General features: G+C 39.3%; 20 protein-coding genes. 5 read left to right on the forward strand and 15 right to left on the reverse strand.

From position 1 onward, the window contains the following. Nucleotides 1-119: 119 nt before the first annotated feature. The 12 genes from AB3N04_RS05170 to AB3N04_RS05225 form a co-directional block, all read right to left on the reverse strand. Complete coding sequence (locus AB3N04_RS05170; RefSeq protein WP_368505041.1) at nt 120-905, reverse strand: SDR family oxidoreductase; 786 nt, start codon at nt 903-905, stop codon at nt 120-122. 131 nt (nt 906-1,036) lie between these two features. Further along, entirely contained in the window at nt 1,037-1,756 is a 720-nt protein-coding gene (locus tag AB3N04_RS05175; protein WP_368505042.1) for a YebC/PmpR family DNA-binding transcriptional regulator, read from the reverse strand. A gap of 180 nt (nt 1,757-1,936) precedes the next feature. After that, on the reverse strand, nt 1,937-2,665 hold the full coding sequence (locus AB3N04_RS05180; protein ID WP_368505043.1) for an alpha/beta fold hydrolase: 729 nt from the start codon (nt 2,663-2,665) through the stop codon (nt 1,937-1,939). A 217-nt stretch (nt 2,666-2,882) separates the two neighbouring features. Beyond that, nucleotides 2,883-3,092, reverse strand: coding sequence for a 4-oxalocrotonate tautomerase family protein (locus tag AB3N04_RS05185; RefSeq protein ID WP_317120190.1), 210 nt, complete (start codon nt 3,090-3,092; stop codon nt 2,883-2,885). Between the two features lie 24 nt (nt 3,093-3,116). Next, entirely contained in the window at nt 3,117-3,506 is a 390-nt protein-coding gene (locus AB3N04_RS05190; RefSeq protein WP_368505044.1) for a VOC family protein, read from the reverse strand. 39 nt (nt 3,507-3,545) lie between these two features. Further along, nucleotides 3,546-4,577 (reverse strand): serine hydrolase domain-containing protein, encoded by a 1,032-nt coding sequence (locus AB3N04_RS05195; RefSeq protein WP_368505045.1) that lies wholly within the window; start codon nt 4,575-4,577, stop codon nt 3,546-3,548. A 331-nt stretch (nt 4,578-4,908) separates the two neighbouring features. After that, nucleotides 4,909-5,379, reverse strand: coding sequence for a GNAT family N-acetyltransferase (locus AB3N04_RS05200; protein ID WP_368505046.1), 471 nt, complete (start codon nt 5,377-5,379; stop codon nt 4,909-4,911). Further along, nucleotides 5,380-6,156: a class I SAM-dependent methyltransferase gene (locus AB3N04_RS05205; RefSeq protein ID WP_368505047.1), complete on the reverse strand. Its 777-nt coding sequence runs from the start codon at nt 6,154-6,156 to the stop codon at nt 5,380-5,382. Between the two features lie 50 nt (nt 6,157-6,206). Further along, nucleotides 6,207-6,905 (reverse strand): Type 1 glutamine amidotransferase-like domain-containing protein, encoded by a 699-nt coding sequence (locus AB3N04_RS05210; RefSeq protein WP_368505048.1) that lies wholly within the window; start codon nt 6,903-6,905, stop codon nt 6,207-6,209. 71 nt (nt 6,906-6,976) lie between these two features. Next, nucleotides 6,977-7,495, reverse strand: coding sequence for a GNAT family N-acetyltransferase (locus tag AB3N04_RS05215; protein ID WP_368505049.1), 519 nt, complete (start codon nt 7,493-7,495; stop codon nt 6,977-6,979). A 49-nt stretch (nt 7,496-7,544) separates the two neighbouring features. Then, on the reverse strand, nt 7,545-8,084 hold the full coding sequence (locus AB3N04_RS05220) for a GNAT family N-acetyltransferase (RefSeq protein WP_368505050.1): 540 nt from the start codon (nt 8,082-8,084) through the stop codon (nt 7,545-7,547). A 28-nt stretch (nt 8,085-8,112) separates the two neighbouring features. Further along, a complete protein-coding gene (locus tag AB3N04_RS05225) occupies nt 8,113-8,568 on the reverse strand; it encodes an NUDIX hydrolase (protein WP_368505051.1) in 456 nt (151 codons plus the stop codon). 175 nt (nt 8,569-8,743) lie between these two features. Between AB3N04_RS05225 and AB3N04_RS05230 the strand changes: the two genes are divergently transcribed. Beyond that, on the forward strand, nt 8,744-9,391 hold the full coding sequence (locus AB3N04_RS05230; RefSeq protein ID WP_368505052.1) for a glycosyltransferase: 648 nt from the start codon (nt 8,744-8,746) through the stop codon (nt 9,389-9,391). Nucleotides 9,392-9,505: 114 nt separating this feature from the next. Here AB3N04_RS05230 and AB3N04_RS05235 read toward each other — a convergent pair whose 3' ends face one another. Continuing rightward, the gene (locus AB3N04_RS05235) at nt 9,506-10,183 is read right to left on the reverse strand and encodes an HAD family hydrolase (RefSeq protein ID WP_368505053.1); all 678 of its coding nucleotides are present in this window, start codon (nt 10,181-10,183) and stop codon (nt 9,506-9,508) included. 159 nt (nt 10,184-10,342) lie between these two features. Between AB3N04_RS05235 and AB3N04_RS05240 the strand changes: the two genes are divergently transcribed. The 4 genes from AB3N04_RS05240 (at nt 10,343) to AB3N04_RS05255 (ending at nt 12,764) form a co-directional block, all read left to right on the forward strand. Continuing rightward, nucleotides 10,343-10,897 carry a TetR/AcrR family transcriptional regulator gene (locus tag AB3N04_RS05240; RefSeq protein WP_368505054.1) on the forward strand — a complete coding sequence of 185 codons (555 nt, stop codon included), beginning with the start codon at nt 10,343-10,345 and terminating at the stop codon, nt 10,895-10,897. A 20-nt stretch (nt 10,898-10,917) separates the two neighbouring features. Further along, nucleotides 10,918-11,862 (forward strand): SDR family NAD(P)-dependent oxidoreductase, encoded by a 945-nt coding sequence (locus AB3N04_RS05245; protein ID WP_368505055.1) that lies wholly within the window; start codon nt 10,918-10,920, stop codon nt 11,860-11,862. Between the two features lie 113 nt (nt 11,863-11,975). Continuing rightward, the gene (locus AB3N04_RS05250) at nt 11,976-12,482 is read left to right on the forward strand and encodes a DUF3231 family protein (RefSeq protein WP_368505056.1); all 507 of its coding nucleotides are present in this window, start codon (nt 11,976-11,978) and stop codon (nt 12,480-12,482) included. A gap of 132 nt (nt 12,483-12,614) precedes the next feature. Further along, the gene (locus AB3N04_RS05255) at nt 12,615-12,764 is read left to right on the forward strand and encodes a hypothetical protein (protein ID WP_368505057.1); all 150 of its coding nucleotides are present in this window, start codon (nt 12,615-12,617) and stop codon (nt 12,762-12,764) included. 13 nt (nt 12,765-12,777) lie between these two features. Here the strand turns inward: AB3N04_RS05255 and AB3N04_RS05260 are convergent, their stop codons facing one another. Further along, nucleotides 12,778-13,113 carry a hypothetical protein gene (locus AB3N04_RS05260; protein WP_368505058.1) on the reverse strand — a complete coding sequence of 112 codons (336 nt, stop codon included), beginning with the start codon at nt 13,111-13,113 and terminating at the stop codon, nt 12,778-12,780. Nucleotides 13,114-13,288: 175 nt separating this feature from the next. Beyond that, the gene (locus AB3N04_RS05265) at nt 13,289-13,585 is read right to left on the reverse strand and encodes a hypothetical protein (protein WP_368505059.1); all 297 of its coding nucleotides are present in this window, start codon (nt 13,583-13,585) and stop codon (nt 13,289-13,291) included. Nucleotides 13,586-13,609: the final 24 nt, after the last annotated feature.

The raw sequence follows: 13,609 nt of genomic DNA on the forward strand, positions 1-13,609 counted from the left end.
GAAAACACCAATGTCATGTTCTGTTCCTTCAAGTGTAACATTGAAGGATGGAAAAAATAAGGAGGAATTAACAAAACAAAAGAACTCCTGAACAGATCTCAGGAGCTCTTTCAACTACTCTATATTTCTTTGGTCCAATTTTCCGCTTCTTCTTTCTTCATTTGTTCTTCTGTTTCTGGCGGATAGGCGGTACGGAATTTATGTGAGTCCTGTGGAATCACTTTAACCATCTTCGCAATCATATCTGCTGGGTCAAATTGATCCTCCACCCGACGGTCTTTTTCTCTCATTTCTGTCGCCGGTGAGTAATGGATGTCTTCGTTATACCATTTCCACTTCGCCTCGACAGCGCGGTCATTAAATCCTGTTTCAAATGGGCCAGGATTAATCGTAGCTACTTTTATCCCGAAATGCTCCATCTCTTTTTGCAGAGACTTTGCAATCGCTTCTAAGGCATGTTTAGATGCTGCGTATAAACCACTATATGGACCTGCCATCGTGCCTGCCATTGACGACATGAAAATGATTTTCCCAAACCCTTTTCGCACAAATTTCTGTGCTGCTAATTGAGCGGTCTCTAACGTACTAAAGACGTTCACTTCAAAGATCTCTCGAAAAATAGACATCGGCACTTCGCCAAGAGGTCCTCCTTCATTGATCGCTGCATTTGCTACAAATATATCAAAATCATATCGTAACATTCTCGCTCTATCAGCGGGATTCTTTATATCCATTTTAAACACTTCTAAATGAACTCCTTCAGCCTTTGCTGCTTCTCTCAGTGACGTTACCTGAGCATCAATTTCAACAGTAGCAATCACGTTATGCCCTTCTTTTGCGAGACCGATTGCTGTTCCTTTACCAAGTCCTGTTGCTGCTCCGGTAATCAAAATTGTCTTAGCCAATTTACACGCCTCCTCTAAGTTGAAGTACCATGTAGCCTTATTCCCCGAGAGGAAGGAGGTAAACATGAGCAGCGGCTGGAACTAAAATAAAAAGCCTCACCCCTAAGGATGAGACTTGTTCTACCTTACTATTATTCTCCTAAATCAACATTATGATGAACCTGTTGAACATCTTCTAAATCTTCTAGCGTATCCATGATCTTATCGAACTGTTCTAGGTCTTCCTCGGAAAGCTCGACTTCACTTTGAGCGAGCATCGTAATTTCTGCCACCGTAAAATCTGAAACTCCAGCTTGCTTGTATGCTTCTAGGACAGCGTGGAATTGAGTTGGATCGGCATAGGTAATGACTGTATCGTCCTCTTCAAGAATGTCACGCACATCGACGTCTGCCTCCATTAACAATTCAAGAGCTTCATCTGCTGTTTTGCCTTCTAGACCAATCACAGCCGTCTCTTCAAACATATAAGCAACAGATCCGCTGACTCCCATATTCCCACCGTTTTTACTAAAAGCCGCGCGTACTTCAGCAGCTGTACGGTTGACGTTGTTTGTTAAGGCATCGACAATGATCATCGAGCCATTTGGACCAAAGCCTTCATAGCGAAGTTCGTCATAATTTTCTTCAGATCCACCCTTTGCTTTTTCAATCGCACGCTCGATGATATGCTTTGGTACATTATATGTTTTAGCACGCTCTAGAACAAATTTTAATGCCTGGTTCAATTCAGGATCAGGCTCACCTTGCTTTGCCACGACATAAATCTCGCGACCGAATTTCGCATAAATCCGACTCGTGTTTTTATCTTTAGCTGCTTTTTTTTCCTTAATATTGTTCCATTTACGACCCATGATGAACACTCACTTTCAATGATTGATTTCTTCTGCAATCTACGTTCTCTATTATACATCATAGGCTCCCAGTTTGAAGGCTTTAACCTCTCAAAAAAACACTTCTATGCTCTTTTGATAACCAAATCCTTTTAATGGTCTTATGATCCCCTTATTGCTTGTTTAAGCTGGTTGCTCCATCTAATTCATTTCCTCTATCAGCCTCTTAATCGTATGCACAACCACTTCAGGTTCATCGTTTTGTATGTAATGAGCGCTCTTTTCTGCAAGAATAAATTCGCCTTTTGATGAGTGAGTTGCCATCTCTTGTTGCATGTCATTCCACAGCACTTGATTTGCTTTTGTGTAATGTGCTTTATTACCCGCTGAAAGAACGATTAAAGGGATCTGTAACCTCTGTCTGGATTCTTTAATCTGTTTTAAGCTTTTGATAAATTCATCATAATTACATTCGAGTGTAAATTGTTTGGCGTAGGCTTGTTGAAACTCTTGTGACATCGTTGGGAGAAAGCGTTCTCTGTAGTCTTCTGGTGTAGCGTCCACTAAGACGAGACCACACACCTCGTCAGGATAGTTTGTTGCATACAATCTCATATTAACTCCACCAAATGAATGCCCTACTAATAGGTATGGTGGAGCAAGATTCATATGATAAAGAAGTTCGTTTAATTCTTTTACCATCTCTAGACTCGTCCGCTCATTCGAACTTTTGTCGCTTTTTCCAAGACCAGCTCGATCATAAACGAGTACATTGACAAACTCAGCTACATCCATGATCATTGACTTCCACACGGATGAATCATCGCCGTATCCAGCATCCATAATCACAGTCGGTTTACCCTGATGCTCTCCCACCAACTTAGCAAATAGATTCACATCCCTAACCTTTACATGCATCTCTTGCGTCATGTAACACGCCTCCCTTCTAACCCTTTTAATGAATGTAAGGAAAATGGTATTTACCCAACCTTCACTTTGTTACCAAGGAGAAATGGAGAAAACTACAGTACTTACTCCTAAAACCAAATCTCCCATTCCACATTATTAATGCTTATCGTTTGTTTTCCAACTGCTCATACAGAAAAAAGCCGTCATTGTGACGGCTTAACCCTTTCACCTTTGTTAACTATTCCCCTCGTTTTCTTCTTTCCTTAATACTCTCCCCACCAAGACCGTAATTCTCCATGTCAATCTCATCAATCACGACAACCGTTGTTTTAGGGTTTTTCCCTAACACCTCCTGAAGTAAGGTCGTTGCACCTTCAATAAGTTGTTGCTTTTGTTCAGTCGTTACGGGGGTTTCTTCTTTAGTAATTTTAATGTTAATGTACGGCATGTTTAACATCCTCTCATTTTTTACTTATATTCCAAGTATCGTTTTCATACGAGCTTGTTCCTCTTCTTTCTTCCTATATTCAAAGAAGCCAAGACGATTCCCCCATGGGTCTGCAAATGTGGCCCATTTGACTGGTACTTCTGGTCTTGAGTGGATCTCAAAATGATCAATATTAAGTCTCTTTCTAATCCGATCCCGTTCAGCTTCGATATCAGTAACGCCTAAACGCAGAGGACCATTCCCTTCATTTGTCATGCCTTCTGCTAGTTGTAACCAGCAACCAGGGAGGATCTCCCACTCTGCAAAACCCTGATGAGGAATAAAATCAGGCTTTTTATTTAATAGAATCTCGTACCAAATTTGTCCCTCGTTTATATTTTTAACACGAAACTGATTCGTCATCTCAAAAATCATTTGCATTCCCCCTAAACTCGTATGATATGACCTCTATCTTTAAGAACTATACGCTTGATATACCTCACCAATAATTCCTTTTAATTGATGAACACCTAGATCTGTATTTGTCATCACGACTAAACCATGTCCTGTATAAGGTCTTGCTACAAGCATACATTGAAAGCCTATTCCCCAACCGAGTGATGACATTTCCACTTCATTTTCCGAACCATTCAGAAATACACCTAATCCACACCACTCCTTGCCAGCTTGGGCGGAAATCATCTCTTTTGCTGCCCTTGCCGAAAGACCTAGCTTACTTTCTCCATGGAGGGCATTCATCAGTTCCACAACTACCTTGGCTAAATCTGATGAGGTTGACCATAGTCCTGATGCGGCGGGATAAGGATAAACCGGATAGCTACCTTCTACGACCTCTCCTTTTTTGTTGTGCCCAGTTGAAACCATTTCGCTATTTATCTCTGATCCATTCATTTCATATGTACTATTTCTCATCTCTAGTGGTTTAAATACGTATTCTTGCATGAGTTCTGCAAATGACTTACCAGTTACATCTTCTAGTAGCTGTTCAATGATGCAAAAACCTGCATCAGAATAGTGAAATTCGCTCTCTGGTTCATACTTCACTTCAATTGGTTCGTTACAATAAGGAGTCTTCCCCTCTAATAATTGAACCATTGAAGGGATGTCCCCAGCTACATTTAAAGGGGAGAAGCTACCTTCAGGGTCGATTATTCCAGATTGATGACTGAGCAAATTCCGTAAAGAAACGGGCTTCACTTCCGTCCAATTATTTGTTGGTACTTTCCATGAGGTTAGCCTTTCATTCACATCCTCATCTACATCAACTAATCCTTTCTCAGCTAAAATCACCACAAGCATCCCCGTTAAAAATTTGCTAATTGAACAGGTATTAAACAACGTGTTGTCGTCTACACATATAGTGCTCCCAGCTTCCAACAGTCCGTAGCTTTCTAGATTGATATGTCTATTATGAATATGCGCTACACTTAAACCAGCTACCTGATAATGATCCATCCGCTCTTGCATGTTAATTGTTTTAAGCATGCTATCCTCCCCTTAATTTCCACTTCCCTAATTCATTCATTCTTGATCAATTATGTGACCTCCTGCAAGCATGCTTTAGAAAGCTTGTTCCTACCTTCTCATCCACCCTTACCTACGTGTAGGCATACTTCTCCCTCTTCTAAATTCCATAAAGTAATAAGTGACATATGTAAGAATCGGAATAAAAAATAGAAGTACAAGGATACCTAGACTCCCAACCCCCCCTTCTACGGGGAGCTTTTTAATTCTGAGTTGGATCAACTGGTCATTATATAAGAAAACTAGTTGATAATGCTCCAGATGCCCCTCAAAAAGCTTTGGCCCCACTTATTTAGTTATACCTAAACACGCTAATGAAATAATCGGCCTCTTTAAAGTTACCAAGGCAAGTTAATCCATTTTTTGTATAAAACGCTCTTAATTTACCGTTGCCAGCCCAACAGTCTAAATACAGCGATTTATTTACTTTTTCTGCCACATCAAACGCAAACTTGGTTATCGAGGAGCCTACATTCCTCCCTTGAAAGGCAGGAATAATCGCAAGTTGTGCTAAATATTTACTCCCTTTATCCACAACTAAATCATTGATTGAATCTATTTCACTCAAACAAAAAGTCCCAATTATTTCTTCATCTCCTACCACCACATATAAGCTCTCAGACTGCTGCTGTTTGAAAAGGGCTTTTTCGTCCCACGGGTACTCCCATTGAAGAATCCCTCTTTTTTGTAAATCCAAGGTAACCTCATTTAATAGAAGTACCACTCCCTCTAAGTCCTCTTTCCCTGCTAATCTAATTTCCATCTACTTAACAGCCTTCCAAATCGTCCACCGATCTTTTTCAACGATATTCATGTCTATGGTTAGGGCATCGTCTATATAGTCAACAAGCGAGGCTAATTCCTTATCATCTAACTCATGTAAAATGCTTCTACCCGTTCTTTCGCTTATGTCTTTAAGTAACTGCTCCTTCTTCTCATAAACGTTTCTTGTTTCCCATAACGTGACCTCTTCGATCTCTTTAAACCCTACATCTTTAAGAGCTTCGATGACTGAAGCGCTAGTATATCTGCGTTTTGTCTCTCTTTCTACTAACTTAGGAAAGCATTCAAAGAAATACCCTCTAATATGAGTTTCTGAACCTGCTAGCAAACAATCCTCTGGAGTTCGATCTTGAATCAGATACACTCCATCGTTCTCTAACACCCGATACCCTTCTTTAAAACAAGCCTTTAAGTCTTCAAGATGATGAATCAAAGCTCTTTCAAGCACAATCTGATAACAGCCACTTTCTAACCCAGTCTCATACGCCTGACCATACGTAAAGGACACGTTAGTATAATCCTTACCATTTTCTCTTGCACCTTCAAGGTTACTTTCTGAAAAATCAACACCGATGACCCTTTCGACTCCCATGTCAGATAGGGCCTTTGAATAAATCCCGCCTCCACAACCGACATCAGCTGCATGAGATATCGTTTTGATAGGCAGGAGCTTTTGCACGGTTTCCACCCATGAACGATCAGCCTTTCGAGTCGTATACGAAAGTTGATTTTCTTTGCTATGAAAATTAATCCCCATACTAAATCCCTCATTTCCATCGTATTATCTTCGTTCTCCTCATTCAGTGATTAATCAGAGCCTAAAAATTCTGTTTCAAGTTCGATCTCTGTTCTTTTATTTGTCTGACTCACGCGATAAGCCTTAGCCTGTGGTCTTGAACTAACGATCTTCTTAATTTCTTGGTCAATATAGTGAATGGCCACTCCATCATCTGTAGCAATTCCACTTTGTATTTTTCTAGATTTCACTAGTTCATGATAGGCAGGTCTTCTCTCTTTTTCGCCGTCATAATGAGGACAATTACTACCCTTTAGTAGACCTAAGCACTTTATCGGTTCAAGTTTATCGCCATAGGAGTCCGTCACACCTTCTTCAAACCAACAAATTGAGCCTGCACTAAGGCCAGCTAAAATAACTCCCTCTTCCCATGCTCTTCTCAAAATCGGATCTAACCCCCACTCCTTCCAAAGAATCAATAAATTTTTAGTGTTACCTCCGCCCACATAAAAAATATCTTTTTCTAAAATGAAGCTTTCTAAATCTCTTGTAGGTGGTCTAAATAAGGATAAATGGGAAGGTTGGCAATCAAGTTTGTTAAAAAAGCTATAAAAACGAGAGATGTACTGATCAGAATCTCCACTAGCAGTCGGAAGAAAACAAATTTTCGGATTTATTATCCCGGACTGATCCAGGATATAAGTATCTAACAGCGGATTCTCTGGTTCCATAGAGAACCCTCCCCCTCCAAGCGCGATTATTTGTTTCATTAACTTCATTCCTTTCTAGAATTTAAACGGTAATCCCCACCAACCATTTACCACACTCTCTATTCTTACTCTCAAGCAGAAATCTTTATTTCCATTAACCAATGACAACCATCGTTCATTTTTTTTACTTTCCGGAAACCACATTTTTCATAGCATTTTATCGCCCGAACGTTTGATATGTTAGGGTCTAAAATGATGATATCAGCATTCGTATGCTCACCTATGTAATCGATAAACTTACGAACCATGATTGTTCCTATTCCTTTATTAAAAAGGTGAGGTTCCCCAATGAATTGGTCAATCCCATATACATGATCGCTTGGGTGATATGTATTATCTTTAAACTGTTTTGTGTTCAATTTATAGTATTGCATAAAGGCGATCGGCTCCCTGTTTAAATCAACAATAAAAGGAACGACTGGCACATCGCCATTCACTCGCGGCTCGTATTTCTCCTTCACTTGTTCAAGCGAAAACGGTGAATGCACATCCCCATAAAATTCTAGCACCTCTGTTGTACTCAACCATTTCGACATTACTTCATAGTCCGTGTGATTCATCTTTCTAATGGAGATATCGTTAGCATTCATGATAAGGAGCCTCCCTTCGTTATGTGATCCTATTAACATGTGTAAGTACTTAGGTTGACTGATATTCTCTATTCAAGATACTCATCATTACATCTGTTTCATAGTTCCCCTCAATTAGTGCGGCTTCTCGTTCTATTCCTTCTTTAATAAAACCACACTTTTCATAGCATTTAATCGCACGTTTATTGTATTCGAGGACTCGCAAATCAACTCGATGCAAGCTTAAATCCTTAAATGCGTAGCGCAGAATCAAGTGAGTAATCTCGCTTCCTAAACCCATTCCCCAAACGGAGGGATCAAATAACCCCACAGCGTAGCGTGCACGATTATCCAGTTCATTTAATGTGAGTCTTGCTTGCCCTACTAAACGACCTTCGTATTCCACGCACCATTCTAGCTCATTGGCTTCAATCGCCTTGATGAATCTTTTAGCTTTATCAAGTGTCTTAGGTGTAATGCTTTTGGTATTGCCACCATACATTCTCACCAATTCTTTATTTTCCTCAACATTTAAATAATCGCTGACATCACTTTCTACCGGTTGTCTCAAAACCACCCTTTTCCCTGTTATTAATGGGGCTTTATTCATTTTCTATCCTCCACATTCTTCATATCTTCTAAAGGATCTGCTTGTTAAATAGATTTATTGAGTATAACTTTTCTTTTATTAAGTTGTCGATTATCTGCATGATCACTTTTGGCTCTCGTAATCCTTCATGGCTACATTTCTCAAGATCGCATACCTTAACCCAAGCACTATCTGAAATCTCTTCCTCCTGGAGATTTAGATGACCACCTATTATTTCAGCAGTAAAATGAAAGAGCAGGATTTGATTGTTGGTATGGCTGATAAATTGATAGACACCCGTTGTGGCTTGCAGTCCTACTTCATAACCAGTTTCCTCTTTAACTTCCCTACAAGCTGCATGTAGAATGTCTTCACCGTACTCGATGCGTCCACTTGGAAAGTTCCATTTATCCCTAGCAGTCGATTTATTTTCTTTTATCATTAACACTTCATCATCTCTAATGATTGATACACTGACAACTAAAACCATCTCCATATGTGACATTCGGTTCTCCTTACTTTTCTTTATATAATTACTTCTTTACTTTCCCCGAACAATCAGCTCTCGACTTCGGTAGCTGTAGTCTTATACTCCTCGTATCTTTCCTGAGTAAAATCAGTTAATAAATCTCATACTAATGAAACATCCAATGCTATTCATAATTTAAGGAGGGTTCCTTTTGAAAAAAAGACTAATCAATGTAACGCTATTGTTTATGTGCTTTGCTTTGATCTTTTCCACTACAGAAGCTGGAGCACAAGAGAGGGCTAGTGAACAAAATCAGTGTAGTAGCCAACCTGCAGTAAAATTAAAGGAAGACTTAAGAAAACTCTGGATTGACCATACGGTATGGACTCGAAATTATTACGTAAGTGCCCTAGCAGAATTGGAAGATACGGATAAGGTGTTAGCAAGGTTATTGCAAAATCAAGAAGATTTAGGGAATGCCATCGAGCCATACTATGGAGAGGATGCCGGTAACAAGCTGACTGAGTTATTAAGAGAGCACATCCTCATAGCTGGAAATATAGTTGAAGCAGCAAAAAGCGGTAACCAAGAGGATCTTAAAAAATTTAATACAGAATGGTATAAAAATGCGGATAATATCGCTCAGTTCCTCAGCAGCGCCAATCCAAATTGGACCAATGAGACATTAAAGGAATTGCTACATATGCATTTACAACTCGTTACAGAAGGTGTTGTAGCAAGAATTCATAAGGATTGGGATGCGGATATTATTGCATTTGATAAAGGTGAGGACCATATAATCGTGATGGCTGATGCACTTACTCAAGGCATTATTAAGCAATTTCCTGATCAATTTTAAGAGCTCACTAATTAGTAGCTTTGTTCACTCTGCAATGGAAAAGGTTTAGGTGATACCTAAGCCTTTTTGTATATACATCCCGTGAAATAGGATAAAACAAGATAAGCTGACCATTTATTCACTAACTAACTTAATAAACCTGCCAAGTAAAATCTCTTCTAGCTTCCCTACACCATCCACAATATAGGTGGGTCTTGAATCACTTAATTCTTCATACGAGCCGTAACCATACGTTACTCCGATTGATGAAATGCCCGTTTCATTCGCTCCAATCACGTCATGCTTTCGATCTCCTACTATGACAAAATCAGCTAACTCATATTCCCTATATAAGTCGACTATATGTTGAATAATCTCAGCTTTGGAGGATCGGGTTCCATCTAAGTGACTTCCGATAATATGATCAAAATAATGGTCTATTTTAAAATAGGCAAGAATTCTCTCAGCAAAAACTGTAGGCTTTGAGGTTGCTACGACCAACGAGAAGTTTTGTTCCTTTAACGACTTTAGTAGCTCCGGAATATGTGGATACAACTCGTTTTCAAACATCCCTACGTCCTTAAACCTTTCCCGATAATACTCAATCGCCCTTATGGTAGTAGCCTCATCAAAATGACAATATTCAGTAAATGAAAGCTGCAAAGGTGGTCCGATAAAGCACTCCAACTGATCGACATTAGGCGCAGCCTTCCCCAACTCCTGAAGAGCATATTGAACAGACCTCGTAATGCCAACCTTCGGATCAGAGAGAGTCCCGTCTAAATCAAATAAGATCACTTTATATTTACGCATGTATGACTCCCTTCAGCTTTATGAATTACCTAATTTAAAAATTCCATCTCATTCCCATTTTAACATACTCTGATTGCTTTAATAGCCTTGCACCATCTTTTCATTTTTTATATAATATATGTTATATAACATGTATTATATAATATAGGAGGGAATGTTATGCCACCTAAGCCTAAGTTTTCTAAGGCACAAATCATCGAGGCTGCGTTTGAAATCGCCAAAGTAGAAGGACTTGAAAGCATTTCAATTCGTAAAGTAGCCGATAAGATTGGTAGTTCGATCGCGCCTCTTTATGTCAATTTCAAGCATGTGGAGGATTTAAAGAGAGCAGTTGTCAAAAGGATTGCAGCCATTAGCAAAGAAATGGTACAAGCAGAAAACACAGGACATTCCTTTTATGATATCGGATTAGCGAGCTTACGCTTTGCGAATGAATATAGCGAGATCTACAAGGACTTCGTGTTGAAGCCAACTAGTTATATGGATGAATTTGATCAAGAAATAGGCTTGGATTTGATTGAGATGATGAAAGAGGACGCGGATCTCGATGGGCTGAATGAAGAACTGTTAAAGGATCTCTTTCTGAAGATGAGAGTCTTCCAGGTCGGACTGGGTGTTATGATTGCCAACAGGTTGCTTGAGTTTGATGAAAAAATAATCATTACTATGCTCGAGGATACAGCCACAGCGTTGATTGCAAGTGCTAAACAATAAAGACGAAATGAGGAATGGACGTGGACAATCGGATTGTTTTGATTACTGGGGCCAATTCAGGAATCGGAAAAGCTGCTGCTTTACAATTTGCCAAAGCAGGACTCACTGTCTTAATGGCATGCAGAAATAAAAAGTCTGGTCAGCAAGCCTTAACGGAGATTCAGCAGCAATCAGCGAATACTCGAGTGGAGCTGTTCGAGGTGGATATGTCCTCACAAAGGTCCATTCGTGAGTGCTGCAAAGAGCTGAAGAAGCGTTATGATAAGCTCGACATTCTCATTCATAATGCAGCCTATTTCAATCATGGTGAAGGTCATCGCCTTTCAGAGGACGGAATTGAACTCACCTTTGCGACTAATACGGTTGGACCTTTTTACATGACTACTTTACTAAAAGAGCTACTTTCACGTTCTTCTGACGCACGAATTCTTCATGCTTCAAGTACAATCATTAAGCATTTCTTCAACCCACAACGAACAATTCAGTGGGAGAACGTTATAGGTCCCTATAAAGGGGAGAAACCCTATAGCGTGTATCAGCATTATTGCGACTCAAAAATGGCTCTTGTGATGCTAACATTTCTATTAGCTGAGCAGTTGAAAGCTGACAACATCAGCGTGAATGCTTTGCAAATTAATGGAGCAAGAATGTCTAAGGAGACCCTAAAAAAATTCAAGCCTGCATGGAGAGTTGCAGCGATAATTCAAAATCTCTACTTCCCTCCTCCTGAAAAAATGGCAGACTGTTACTTCACCCTCTGTACCGCAAATGAGTTTAAAGGAGTGACCGGCAAGCTATTCAATCATCAGATCAAAGAGATCGAACCAGCACCAGCCAATCCTTCTAAAATAGAAGAAATAAAACAACTGACTACATCCAAATTTCACCCGCGTTATGCTGCTGAGCGAGAAAATCAGGAAGAGTTTCTAAAGAGAAGTAGGAGCTTATCCTCTAAATCTGTTTAATTATGACATATATGAATAATAATCCCATTTCAGCTAAAACTATTACTTGTTAGCTGAAATTCATGGAAAAGAGGCCAACAATGAATATACAAAAATTAGCGAGGAGTGTTTTTATGGGTATATTAAGTGGTAACCCACAAGATGAACCGATGCATTATGGTGAGGTATTTGCTGCTTGGACTAATTTACTTGGGAACAACGGTATGATTGCTGGATATCAAGCATTTACTCATCATGCTGGTGATGGAGATTTAAAAAAGCTTCTAGAAGAAGGAATTCAAGCTCTTCAAAATGAAAACCATCAATTAGAAGAACTTTTAAAAGCGAATGGAATTGGTTTACCTGCAGCTTCCCCTGATCGTCCTTTGGCTAACCTAGAAGATATTCCCGTTGGAGCGCGCTTTACTGATCCCGAAATCAGTGCTGCCCTTTCTAAAGATGTAGGAGCTGGCTTAGTAGCTTGTAGTCAAGCAATGGGCCAATCGATTCGAGAAGATATCGCGATGATGTATGGACAGTTCCACCAAGCTAAAGCTCAATTCGGTGCAAAAGTACTTAAATTGAACAAAGAAAAAGGTTGGTTAATTCCACCTCCACTACATGTAAAAGGTAAAGAATAAAGGGCATTTTATGCCCTTTTTCTATTTTTATTAAAACGATACTTATTACCTACATTTACTATTTACGTACAATCTTTAATCCCATATAATTAAAGGGAGACTAGTTCTAAAATCACATTAAGGGGGATCTTGATGATGATTTCTCATGAAGAAATGATAATATTTCTCAAGGAAATGTATCTATTAATGAATGAATATAAAAGATGTGAAGAGGCTCAGATTAAAGAGCTCATCTATAAGGATATACAACTTTTAGGTGAGGTTATTGTCTCAGCACCATGACCCACTGTCGTTTTTAGTTGTAGAAGCGTGCCAATCCTACCGCGATTACTATCACTAGAAAAAACAACCCTACGCTCACTACACAAATACTTAGTATAATAATTAGGGGCAGCTGTACTTTTTTCGAAAAAAAACTCGTTACCGGCTCAAAAAATAAAGCCCGGTACGCCTCTGGATGAATGCTCTCCATAATGAGAAGCAATCCTAAACACGCGATAAAAATGGTTGGTTCGATGAGTTCTGGTGCTATAAAGAAGCCGACACCTGTTATTACCGTAAGAAGGTAAAGTGGAAAGCGTAGACGGGACTTCACGAAGATCGTTTCAACCCTTTGTATTAACTCTTTCATTTAATATGTACTTCCTCCTTTTGTTTAAAAGCTTTACGCTTCATGTAAGACAACTACCTTCGTTACCCCTCACCATAACATTCTACAAAGTACAAGAAAGCAATCTTCTTTACGAACAAGTACATGCGTCCTTTAATAAGGCAGGTTTCTTTTTCAAATGACTCTCCCCTCTAAATTATTCTATGAATCGCTTTGTTCTAAAAAGATGAACGATAAATGAAAGCAAAAATGAAACCATGAGCGCTGAAACCATCACTATAAGAATATATCCTAAGGTAAGCGTGGAAAAATCGGTTAGTAACAAAAGAAAGATGAATGGAATGCCAAACCATTTTGACTTCAATACATGCTTCCAGCCAAACTCTATTTTTGACTCCACTTGTCTTCTTGAAAAAATCAAAGGAGAGAATATAAGTAATAAAAGCGCAAGTGTCAATAACATACTAAGAACATCAATTTGCCATCCTCTCATTCCTGCTTATCACCTCTCTTATAA

Origin of the sequence: Alkalihalophilus sp. As8PL (assembly GCF_040939795.1) — a bacterium.
In the GTDB taxonomy this organism is placed as follows: domain Bacteria; phylum Bacillota; class Bacilli; order Bacillales; family Bacillaceae_D; genus Alkalihalophilus; species Alkalihalophilus lindianensis.

Excerpts from the sequence above, each read along its gene's own strand:
- AB3N04_RS05260 (WP_368505058.1), bottom strand. The coding sequence starts at position 13,113 with ATGAAAGAGTTAATACAAAGGGTTGAAACGATCTTCGTGAAGTCCCGT.
- AB3N04_RS05250 (WP_368505056.1), top strand. The coding sequence starts at position 11,976 with ATGGGTATATTAAGTGGTAACCCACAAGATGAACCGATGCATTATGGT.
- AB3N04_RS05265 (WP_368505059.1), bottom strand. The coding sequence starts at position 13,585 with ATGAGAGGATGGCAAATTGATGTTCTTAGTATGTTATTGACACTTGCG.
- AB3N04_RS05195 (WP_368505045.1), bottom strand. The coding sequence starts at position 4,577 with ATGCTTAAAACAATTAACATGCAAGAGCGGATGGATCATTATCAGGTA.
- AB3N04_RS05255 (WP_368505057.1), top strand. The coding sequence starts at position 12,615 with ATGATGATTTCTCATGAAGAAATGATAATATTTCTCAAGGAAATGTAT.
- AB3N04_RS05180 (WP_368505043.1), bottom strand. The coding sequence starts at position 2,665 with ATGACGCAAGAGATGCATGTAAAGGTTAGGGATGTGAATCTATTTGCT.
- AB3N04_RS05185 (WP_317120190.1), bottom strand. The coding sequence starts at position 3,092 with ATGCCGTACATTAACATTAAAATTACTAAAGAAGAAACCCCCGTAACG.
- AB3N04_RS05200 (WP_368505046.1), bottom strand. The coding sequence starts at position 5,379 with ATGGAAATTAGATTAGCAGGGAAAGAGGACTTAGAGGGAGTGGTACTT.
- AB3N04_RS05235 (WP_368505053.1), bottom strand. The coding sequence starts at position 10,183 with ATGCGTAAATATAAAGTGATCTTATTTGATTTAGACGGGACTCTCTCT.
- AB3N04_RS05190 (WP_368505044.1), bottom strand. The coding sequence starts at position 3,506 with ATGATTTTTGAGATGACGAATCAGTTTCGTGTTAAAAATATAAACGAG.
- AB3N04_RS05175 (WP_368505042.1), bottom strand. The coding sequence starts at position 1,756 with ATGGGTCGTAAATGGAACAATATTAAGGAAAAAAAAGCAGCTAAAGAT.
- AB3N04_RS05205 (WP_368505047.1), bottom strand. The coding sequence starts at position 6,156 with ATGGGGATTAATTTTCATAGCAAAGAAAATCAACTTTCGTATACGACT.
- AB3N04_RS05240 (WP_368505054.1), top strand. The coding sequence starts at position 10,343 with ATGCCACCTAAGCCTAAGTTTTCTAAGGCACAAATCATCGAGGCTGCG.
- AB3N04_RS05210 (WP_368505048.1), bottom strand. The coding sequence starts at position 6,905 with ATGAAACAAATAATCGCGCTTGGAGGGGGAGGGTTCTCTATGGAACCA.
- AB3N04_RS05220 (WP_368505050.1), bottom strand. The coding sequence starts at position 8,084 with ATGAATAAAGCCCCATTAATAACAGGGAAAAGGGTGGTTTTGAGACAA.
- AB3N04_RS05215 (WP_368505049.1), bottom strand. The coding sequence starts at position 7,495 with ATGAATGCTAACGATATCTCCATTAGAAAGATGAATCACACGGACTAT.
- AB3N04_RS05225 (WP_368505051.1), bottom strand. The coding sequence starts at position 8,568 with ATGTCACATATGGAGATGGTTTTAGTTGTCAGTGTATCAATCATTAGA.